Genomic DNA, 9,845 nt, shown 5'->3' on the forward strand with positions numbered 1-9,845 from the left:
AGATATGATATAGCCATCATTACTCCGCTGTCGAGACCTGTGGCAATGAACCCTGCGACCTTACCCTCCAACAGGCTTCTACCCTTGTGGAATATCATGTGCTCCATACTTGTCAACCTATCAATAAAGTTTTTTAGGACGCCGCTTGGGGCATACCAATATACTGGCGTAGATATTATGAATCCATGGGAGTTCAGGAGCTTCTCTGCCAGCGAGTTGAAGTCGTCATCCTTAATTACACAGGGAAACCTACAGTATTTATTACCATCCGACACACATCCTATGCAGGGCTTTATCTTGTAGTCGTATAGGCTGATTATCTCTGGTATACCTCCAGCATCTATCACTCCTTTCGAAGCCACCACGGATAACTGCATTGAAGACCCATATTTACGCGGCGAAGCATTAATTATTAAAACTCGTGGCTTATCCTCCATGTAAACCACCTGGTTAGATCACACCATAGAGTAATGTTTAATACTTCGAACAATTATTAAAAATAAATTCCATGACAATTATTGAGACATGGCGTAAAAGATGCGGAGAGAATACCCGGGTTTCGCTATAGGGGCTGTAGGAGCAGTCTTAATCAGGGATAACAGGATACTCCTGGTTAAAAGAGGTAGCCCGCCTGCTAGAGGTAAATGGAGCCTGCCAGGTGGGATTGTAGAGCCCGGTGAGAAAATAAGTGATGCCGCTAGAAGAGAGCTGAAGGAGGAAACAGGGCTTGATGCTGAGCCCGTTGGAGTAATCTGGATTTTAAACAATATTGTGCTAGACAACTCGAGAAGAGTGAAATACCATTATATCATAGTGGATGTATTATTCAATCCTGAAAGCGTCAAGAGTGAGGCTAGGCCTGGCAGTGATGCCGTAGACGTTAAATGGTTTAGCCTCGAGGAAGCATTGGAGAGCGGGGAGGTGTCCAGGACTGTGTCAAGACTTGTGGGATATATAGTGAAGAAAGGGTTGAACTACATACCCATAGAGGGCATTGATAACATAGTCGTGGAGATCGGGGATAACATTTATCAGTCCATCTAACCGGGAAGATGTATTGAACGTTCACGAACTCTTAAATAGGTTCAATAAAATACCCGTGTAACGGTGATGTAATTGAAGACCAGGCTTATAGTTGAAACAGTGGTCTTCACCGTACTCGTTTACGCTGCAACAATAGTGCTTCAAATATACCAGCCTGCCACAGGCGGGTATTTCAACCTGGGCGAATCCATGATATATGTAGCGGCCCTCACATCGGGACCCATAGTTGCCGGGATAGCTGGGGGAGTAGGTGCCGCATTAGCTGATCTAACCACTGGCTACCAGATTTTCGCGCCGGGCACACTGATGATAAAGCTGTTGGAGGGGCTGGTAGCAGGGTATCTTGCCAGATTACTCAGGTCGAGACACCAGAAAATCATTGGTGGGTTACTGGGCGCAGTGTACGCCTCCGTGTTCACAGGGTTCGCGTTAGTGAAGTACTCGGGCATCGTGCAGGTCGGCCTAACAGGCTTCGAGGTAAATATACCATGGTATATCTGGCTACTCATAGGCATGCTCCTGGGTTTCACGTTAATCTACTCATTATTAATGAAGTATAGTAGTATGGGTGAAGCACTGGCCCTATTAACTGGAGGCATGATAATGGTCACGGGCTACTTCATATACGAATACTTTATCTCGAACCCCTACACGGGTAGGCCACCTATAGACGCCGTTATTGAGATACCTGTGAATATAGGGCAGGCTATTACAGGTATAGTGGTGGCACTGCCGGTTGTCTCATGGCTTAGAAGAGCCGGGTATTTAAAGTAAGGTATTAATTAACACCTCGCCTAATTAACGCTTCCTAAATATTGAGTGAGCTGGAAATGATTGAGGCACATATAGAGGTAGCCGGCTATATAGATGGATTCATCATTAGGGGAATAGATATCAATGTCTCCAATGGGGAAGTATTAGTTGTAACCGGGCCATCGGGAAGCGGGAAGACAACGCTAGCAAAAGCATTGACTGGGTTACTGGGTAGAAGCGGCGGCTTATTCAAGGGCTCAATACTAATTAATGGTTACCCACTTCTAGAGATACCGTTTGAGAAAATATATGAGCTGGTAACATACATACCACAGGAACCCTGGTACGCGCTAGTAGGTTACACTGTGTATGCAGAACACTGCTTTATACTCTCTCAGCTTGGATTAAAGTGTAACAGTGTATTCCTTGAAAAACTCGGGCTCGCAGGTAAGATTGATTCATTAACGATAAATCTAAGCGCTGGTGAAACTCAGAGGCTTCTATGGGCTGAGGCCCTAGCTAAGAAATCCAGTGTATTGATCCTGGATGAACCACTAGTATACCTGGATAGAGAGGCTAGGAGAATAGTGGCAGATGTGGTTAGGGATGCAAGGGATAATGGAGCCTCCATAATCATTATAGACCATGATCCATTATTCTGGAGGGAATTAGCGGGAAAGCTGCTGGTTTTAGAGAATGGGGTTGCTAAATATTATGGTGAATGGGATACCGCGGTGCTCCAGCAATCCTATCAGCCAAGTAAAACTATGAGAATTGTTAACGATGAGGTAGCCGTGGACATAGAAAACATCTGGTTTAAGTACCCTGGTGAAAAACCATTATTCAGAGGCTTATCACTCCAGGTTAAGAAGTCATTGATCACTGGTTTAACCGGGAGGAATGGCGCCGGAAAATCAACGCTCCTAAAACTCATAGCCGGGATACTGAAACCTACCAAAGGATTTATTAATAGACTCGGTACCCCAGTATACATACCTGAAAACCCCCTACTATATTTCACCAAGCCTACTCCACGTGAGGAGCTGCTCTACATGGCTAATGGTAGAGAAGAGAAGGTATTTGAAACCGCTGAGATATTCGATATCTCTAGGATACTAGACACCCCACTGGCAAGACTTAGCTCAGGGGAGAGGAGGAGGCTGGCACTGGCTTCAGCGTATCTAGGAGGTTTCGATATATACTTGATTGACGAGCCAACTGGAGGACTTGACCAAGCCAATGCATCAAGGGTGCTTGAGGTACTATTAGAGCTAGTCAACGAGGGGAGAACAGTTGTAGTAGCTACACATGATGAGAGGGTAATCAAGCTCCTTGACTACGAGTTTAGAGTGGGTTGAGACTATGGGGTTTATTAGCTGGCTTGTCTCTATTGTTTATAAAATACTCTTTCTTAAGGGTGATACAGGATTTAGGCAAGCCCACTGGGTCGTCAAGATGCTTCACTTATCTTTGACCGTGTTTATATTATTGGAGAACAATCTAAGATCATTAACTGGAATGGCTGTGCTCTCATTAATCCTGGGACTCATATCGCCGGGATATGAATGGGCTATATCTATCCTAGCTCTTTCATCAGTAATCTCACTGTATATGTCTCTTACAGCCCTGATAGCATCAATCATAGGGTTCGCCCCAGTAGATGCTTCACTGATACCATTAATCGCTGTTAAAACACTTGCCCTCTCTGTGATAGTGGCTTTTGCATTCATGATTGTCTCACCACTGGAAATCTCATCACTACTTATCAAGCTTGGTGCGAGAAGAGTCGGTAATATACCATTATTGATCTGGAGGCTTATGCCCTACGGGCTCAAATCATTTACTGAAAGCCTAGCTATAGGATACGTTAAAAAAGAGAAAACATTGAATAGGATACCACCAGCTGTAGCAAGCCTGCTTGAAATAGGGGGCTTTATCGAGGAGTACTGCTTCTACAAGCTTAACACTCCTGCAAAATACCCTGTACTCCCCGTTTACTCGTTTAAGTATAGTATTATATTAGCGGTGAATGATATTATCTACTTCTTACTGTTCCTACACATTTAACATCTTCATTTCTTAAAAACACTGCAAGTAAATGATGTATCATAATTACCTCTGAAAAAGTACTCAGCACCTGTAGTCTCTTCACAGCCGCACGGCTCTTTATTCGGGACCCTCATCACTACCTATATCAATGCTTTAGGGAGCTAAATTACTTAAACCAATGGCTTTCCCCCACGCAACTCAAGGGGGTGTGCTACTGCTTGAGCCTTGCCTTCTCTAATTTTACTGAGTACGTATATTGCTTTCCTCCGTGAGAGTACCTGGTTGTTATTACCACAGTATGGACTATAGATGCATCTTGGGCATCCATCATAGCAGTCACACTTGCCCATGATTTCTAATGCTACATCCTCTGTTTCTTCCAGTCTCTTATAGAGTAGCTTAGATAAGCCGCTGCCACCTATAGCTGAGTCATATATTACTATATCGCCACTAGGATAGCTTATACCGCCTAAATCTGTTAAACCGGAGCCGCATGTCACTCTCGCCGCTGAAATTAATGCATGCTCTATTGCGTGAAATGCTTCTGCACAACCCTTTATCCCTAGCTCCTCATATGCAGGGTATTTTAATAGAAGCGCCCTGGTTGAATACTGATATTTAATGGGTTTTTCAAGATCCATTGTGAATCTTGTTTCACCAGTATACATGTCTTTGACGACTACCCCGTTCACGCTTAGCTCTAATACTACTTTGGCATAAGACGCCATTATTCCTCTGCTACTCTTTCTCTCCATTAATACATCGTAGTTAACGACGTCAACAGTATATAATGGCCTGGTATATACCGTTATATTTTCCCCCGGTGTCTTAACAAGTGCTTTCTTTTCCACTAGGTTCAACGACTCAACAATATATGGTTCCCCCATGTACAGGTAGATGGCGCCGGGATATAATTCCAGGAGTGCCACAGGTAACTCCCTCGTGGCCAACGTATCTCCACTACTAGAATCAACTATCTCCACAATAGGGCCCATCCCTCTTAAACCACCCTGTGTACTTAGGAGCCTCCTAGCAGAGACAGGTATAGGTCTTATATACTCTCCAGTCTTCTTCACGATCCCCTCAGCCACTAACTCATCTATAATATTTCTCCATTCACCAGGTATGCTATCGATCCTGGCTCTCCATGACTGGAGAAGATATGCTACTAGATGCGTCTTAGCTACTTCCTCATTCGAGGGCTCTATAACGGACGGTGGAATTGACTGCGTGAAAAACCGTTCCGGGGATCTAGCATAGTATACATCTATCGGGTCGTCCCCTAGCACTGTGAAAACATAGCCTTTCCTTCGTCTACCAGCTCTACCAGCTCTCTGTAGGTACTTCGAGTATGAGGGGGGAGGCATAGCCATTACAGTAGCATCCAATGCTCCTATATCTATACCAAGCTCTAATGTAGAAGTTGCTACAACTCCATCTATTAAGCCATTTCTCAGTTTTACTTCGATATCCCTTCTTACATCAGCAGGTAGGCCGGCACGGTGAACCATAATGTTTACGTTATACCTGGTCTTAAGAATCCTTGTGAGCAACTCAGCTAGTTGCTGGCTATCAACGAAAACAATGTATTTTAAACCCCTCCTAGACAGGATGTAGCATAGATAAGCTACGACGCTCCACCTGCTTAAATAGCCTGATGAAACCAGTACATGTGTAACCATGCCCTTTCTGAACGCCTCACCCCTCACCTCAACGACTTCCTCACCAAATAATTCCTCAGCGAACTCCTTTGGGTTACCAATTGTTGCAGATGAACCTATGAATACTGGTTTCTCCCTGCTGGTTCTCTTTATTCTCTCAACAAGATGATGTATGTGGCTGCCTAGAACTCCCTCGTAGACATGTAATTCATCGAAAACCATGAACTCACTGTTCTCCACGAAGCCCCTAATATATGAGCTATACACTAACCCTATATGTAGCATATCCGGATTCGATATTATGAGTGAGGGTGGATTCAATCCTATTTTCTCTCTTTGCCTCCTGGGTGTATCTCCATCATATATGCTGAAGCCTATTATTGGGTACACAGTGTAATCAGTAAACCTATTAAGCTGATCCCTTGCAAGGGCCTTCGTTGGATATAGTATCATAGCTCTTGGATTACTCTTCCTCACATAATATATCTCCCTCAAGATAGGGAGCAGAAATGCTTCAGTTTTCCCGGTACCTGTACCAGCTGATATCACAGTGTTTTCCCTGTTTAGAATGTGACGATATGCCTCATACTGGAATTTATATAGTCTCCTAATTCCTCTACGGTGAAGAATCCTGGCTACTTCGCCGGGTAGATCTAATTCCTCTATACTTGGACCAGGCTCTGGTTCACGTGTCTCCTCCACTCTCTCATATATAACAGCTACCCCGCTCTCAGGATACCTGGATCTAAGCTCCTCATCCACCTCGTTAACCAGAGGATCCCTGAACACCAGGCCCATCCCCGTTACAAGTCAATGAATCTCTAGTTACAGCCTCCAGTTCCCGGGAACGAAATATATATTTGTTAACAGAGACAATTATTTTTAATTAGCCTCCCAATAAAGGTGTTCCTCTTGGAGCCGATGATAGACCTAGATTACATCGTGAAAACCGGGCTGGAGCTCGGCGTGGACTTTATCGATGTCCGCTACCAAGACTACTACTATGAATCCCTGGTTGTGGACAATGGTGTTTTAAGAGAGGCAACGGCCACTTACTCCAGTGGTATAGGTGTAAGAGTTTTAGTAAAAGGACTGATGGGTTATGCCTCAACCAATGATCTAAGTAGGAGAGGTATGAGAGAGGCCGTGGAGTCAGCTATTAAATTGGCCAGGGTACTAGGGCACCATGGGATGGAACAGGGATTACTCGAGCGCCCAGTCTACAGGGATAGGATTGTGAGTCACTATGGATTAAACCCTGAGAACGTGGATCTCTCAGAGAAGGTGGAACTATTATTCGACATGTATAAGGCTGGGAGAGGGGTACAGGGTATTTCAAGCCTCATTATTCCATACGGGTATGAGAGGGATCACAGGATATATGTCTCCAGTAGGGGAGACTACATTGATTTCACGCGGAGAATGATTGGGGTAGGGGTAAGGGCAGTGGCCAGCGTGGAGGGTAGATACGAGATGCTGTGGACAAGCGAGTCAGGTGTAGCTGGGTGGGAGTTCATTAAGTCGTTCAACTGGCTTAACTACGTTGCTGAGAACAGTAAGCTAGCCGTGGATGCAGCGAGGGCAGAGCATGTGAAACCGGGTAGATATGACATTGTGCTGGATAACGAGATTGTGGGACTAATGCTTCACGAGGCATTTGGGCATGCAAGCGAGGCAGACATAGTTGAAGCCGGTGGAAGCGTCCTCGGCGGTAGAATCGGGGAAACCGTGGCCAGCCCCCTTGTCTCAATAATTGATGATGGAAGAGTCGAGGGAGGGGTCTACGTTCCCTATGATGATGAAGGAACCCCTAAGCTTAAAACATATACGGTGAGAAATGGCGTGTTGTCATCCTTTCTCCATAGTCTTGCAACAGCGCGGGGACTCGGAGCATCTCCTACTGGTAATGCCCGCGTAATGTCTTTTAGAAACACGTTACTGGTGAGGCAGACGAACACCTATATGGAGCCCAGGGATTGGGAACCAGAGGAGATGATTAGGGATATGGGGAGGGGACTATATATCAGGGGTAAGGGTGCGATGGGAGGTGAGGTAAACCCGTTAACAGGTGCCTTCACGTTTACAAGTGGTCCAAGCTACATAGTTGAAAACGGTGAGCCTATTAAACTAGTTAAAGGAGTCATGTTAAGTGGTATAATACTTGAGACACTGAAGAACGTGGATGCCGTGGGAAAAGACCTGGTTGTTAAAACAAGCGTGTTTGGTGGATGCGGTAAGAGCGGACAGATGGTTAGGGTAGGGGATGGAGGACCACATGTCAGGGTTAGGGGATTCACTATTGGGGGTGGCTAAGCTTGCTCGAGAAGCTCTTGGAGATAGGTATTAGGAAAGGGTTGAGCGAAGTAGAGGTTTACTCCATTGAATCCAATATATTATCATTCACTGTATCAAACAATATGGTTAAGGAGGCCTCGCGTTCGAGAATAACAAATATAGGTTTAAGGGGCGCGGTTGGAAGGAAAACCGGTGGCATTACTTTAACCACGTTAAACATCGAGCCAGAAAAAGCCGTGAGTGAACTAGTTGGAATAGTTAACTCGAGCCCTGAGGACCCATATTGGCCTGGCTTTCCTCCATTAATACGTAGAGCTAGCAGTACTACTTGCCTCGATAGAAGAATCACTGATATAAGCGATGAAGAAGCCCTCAAACTACTATTAAACACCATGGAGACTTTGAGAAGCAAGGCCATGGAGAAGCATGTTGAGAAAGCCATCGTCGTCGAGGGCTCGTTGAACCTAGGTACCCAGAAGATACGTGTTTTAAACTTGCATGGAGTCGACACTAGCTCGGAGTGCACATTTATTAGCATGTGGCTTACATTAAGCGCTGAATCACCTAGCGGCTCATCCGATAAATCAATGTTCATAGCTAAACGCGGACTCGACGAATCATATATATTGAAGCAGGCTGAAGAAGCAGGTGAGCTGGCAACGTTATTCACTAATGCAGGATTAGTGGAAAGCGGCGTCTACGATTTAATACTGGCTCCAGAAGCAGCTGGATTAATCATCTCCACCGTGTTGGCACCGGCTTTCTCAGCCTTAAACATTCTTGAGTCAAGGAGCCCATTGAAGGATAAAACAGGTAAGCAGGTTGCATCGCAACAGGTATCTATAATAGATGACCCATTGATACCCCTGGAACTAGGTAGTAGGAGTTTCGATGATGAAGGTGTAGGCACATATAGTAAAATAGTGGTTGATAAAGGAGTGTTCAAGCAACCATTGCACTCGTATTATACAGCATCTAGGATGAGTACCGAGACTACTGGAAACGGGTTCAGGCGTTCACCCGGTAGCCCGGTGCAACCGGGTGTTACCAACCTTATACTTCAGCCGGTTAGGGGTGATTTAAACAGCTTCATTAATGAAGCTGGGAGAGCGCTAGTGGTTTACGAGATGATCGGGTATTGGATGAGTAACCCAGTCAACGGCGTCGTGAAGGCCACAGTGAGCCATGGATTGCTAGTTGAAAAAGGTAGGGTTATTCAACCAGTTAAAGGAGTAGTAATCACTGGTAACATCTACGAGTGGCTGAACAACGGTCTTGCAGGTGTTGGAGGAGACCTAGCTGTGAATAACGGGGTTGGCTCCCCAAGCCTATGGATCCACGGGGTTAATGTGGCTGGGAGGTAAGGTGGTTACTCGGCATGCCTTAACCTAAGTATTTCACCACTTGATAATCTATGGCTGCCTGATTCGTTTTCAATGATCAGCTCTCCATACTCTGTCACATCCTTTGCGATCCCCTGTATTTCACCACTGCTTGTCATAGCTATGACTTTTCTACCTAGTGTGGAGAGATGCTCCATATACTCCATCCTCAACTCATCTGGCCTACCGGCTAATCTATCCAACCTGCCAATCCACCCGGAGAGATAGGAGAGGATCCTGTTACGCGGTATCAGGTGTCCCACTATGTTCTTAATGCTCTCAGCCACTTCAAGCGGGGGGTCATTATTAACGTTTATGCCTATCCCGATATAGGTGACCATTACTGACTCCTTGTACTCGCCCTCCAGGAGTATCCCAGCGATCTTTTTATCCCCAAATATTATGTCGTTAGGCCACTTGATTTCAACATTTATACCGAGTTTATCTCTTAGCATCCTGACTAGGAGGACTGGTATCGCTATTGAAAGAACCTGTGTTACCTGGGGTGTGGTATTAATCTTGAACGTGATCCATAATCCTCCGAGATTCCCTATCCATGTCTTTCCATGTCTTCCTCTACCCTGTGTCTGCATCTCTGATACAACTATACTCCATGGTGGCATCTGTTTCGCTGAAGTCATCGTTGATCCTGTTATAATTC

General features: G+C 45.2%; 9 protein-coding genes. 6 read left to right on the top strand and 3 right to left on the bottom strand.

From position 1 onward, the window contains the following. A partial coding sequence (locus ACP5N5_RS03670) for a flavodoxin family protein (RefSeq protein ID WP_428133052.1) occupies window positions 1-437 on the bottom strand: 437 nt, incomplete at its 3' end. Between the two features lie 100 nt (window positions 438-537). Here ACP5N5_RS03670 and ACP5N5_RS03675 point away from each other — a divergent pair. The 4 genes from ACP5N5_RS03675 (at window position 538) to ACP5N5_RS03690 (ending at window position 3,864) form a co-directional block, all read left to right on the top strand. Continuing rightward, window positions 538-1,044 carry an NUDIX hydrolase gene (locus ACP5N5_RS03675; protein ID WP_042667554.1) on the top strand — a complete coding sequence of 169 codons (507 nt, stop codon included), beginning with the start codon at window positions 538-540 and terminating at the stop codon, window positions 1,042-1,044. A 72-nt stretch (window positions 1,045-1,116) separates the two neighbouring features. Next, a complete protein-coding gene (locus ACP5N5_RS03680) occupies window positions 1,117-1,818 on the top strand; it encodes an ECF transporter S component (protein WP_012608418.1) in 702 nt (233 codons plus the stop codon). A gap of 56 nt (window positions 1,819-1,874) precedes the next feature. After that, window positions 1,875-3,155 carry an ATP-binding cassette domain-containing protein gene (locus tag ACP5N5_RS03685; RefSeq protein WP_428133057.1) on the top strand — a complete coding sequence of 427 codons (1,281 nt, stop codon included), beginning with the start codon at window positions 1,875-1,877 and terminating at the stop codon, window positions 3,153-3,155. A gap of 4 nt (window positions 3,156-3,159) precedes the next feature. After that, window positions 3,160-3,864, top strand: coding sequence for a hypothetical protein (locus tag ACP5N5_RS03690; protein WP_428133060.1), 705 nt, complete (start codon window positions 3,160-3,162; stop codon window positions 3,862-3,864). A gap of 152 nt (window positions 3,865-4,016) precedes the next feature. Here the strand turns inward: ACP5N5_RS03690 and ACP5N5_RS03695 are convergent, their stop codons facing one another. Continuing rightward, window positions 4,017-6,305, bottom strand: coding sequence for a DEAD/DEAH box helicase (locus ACP5N5_RS03695; RefSeq protein WP_198011721.1), 2,289 nt, complete (start codon window positions 6,303-6,305; stop codon window positions 4,017-4,019). 123 nt (window positions 6,306-6,428) lie between these two features. Between ACP5N5_RS03695 and ACP5N5_RS03700 the strand changes: the two genes are divergently transcribed. Then, window positions 6,429-7,820: a TldD/PmbA family protein gene (locus tag ACP5N5_RS03700; RefSeq protein WP_428133069.1), complete on the top strand. Its 1,392-nt coding sequence runs from the start codon at window positions 6,429-6,431 to the stop codon at window positions 7,818-7,820. A 2-nt stretch (window positions 7,821-7,822) separates the two neighbouring features. Continuing rightward, window positions 7,823-9,166 carry a TldD/PmbA family protein gene (locus ACP5N5_RS03705; RefSeq protein ID WP_428133063.1) on the top strand — a complete coding sequence of 448 codons (1,344 nt, stop codon included), beginning with the start codon at window positions 7,823-7,825 and terminating at the stop codon, window positions 9,164-9,166. Between the two features lie 5 nt (window positions 9,167-9,171). Here the strand turns inward: ACP5N5_RS03705 and ACP5N5_RS03710 are convergent. Further along, on the bottom strand, window positions 9,172-9,845 hold a 674-nt coding region (locus ACP5N5_RS03710), incomplete at its 5' end, for a biotin--[acetyl-CoA-carboxylase] ligase (protein WP_428133066.1).

This window comes from Desulfurococcus sp. (assembly GCF_049970475.1).
Classification (GTDB): Archaea; Thermoproteota; Thermoprotei_A; order Sulfolobales; family Desulfurococcaceae; genus Desulfurococcus; species Desulfurococcus amylolyticus.

Excerpts from the sequence above, each read along its gene's own strand:
- ACP5N5_RS03690 (WP_428133060.1), top strand. The coding sequence starts at position 3,160 with ATGGGGTTTATTAGCTGGCTTGTCTCTATTGTTTATAAAATACTCTTT.
- ACP5N5_RS03700 (WP_428133069.1), top strand. The coding sequence starts at position 6,429 with ATGATAGACCTAGATTACATCGTGAAAACCGGGCTGGAGCTCGGCGTG.
- ACP5N5_RS03675 (WP_042667554.1), top strand. The coding sequence starts at position 538 with ATGCGGAGAGAATACCCGGGTTTCGCTATAGGGGCTGTAGGAGCAGTC.
- ACP5N5_RS03685 (WP_428133057.1), top strand. The coding sequence starts at position 1,875 with ATGATTGAGGCACATATAGAGGTAGCCGGCTATATAGATGGATTCATC.
- ACP5N5_RS03695 (WP_198011721.1), bottom strand. The coding sequence starts at position 6,305 with ATGGGCCTGGTGTTCAGGGATCCTCTGGTTAACGAGGTGGATGAGGAG.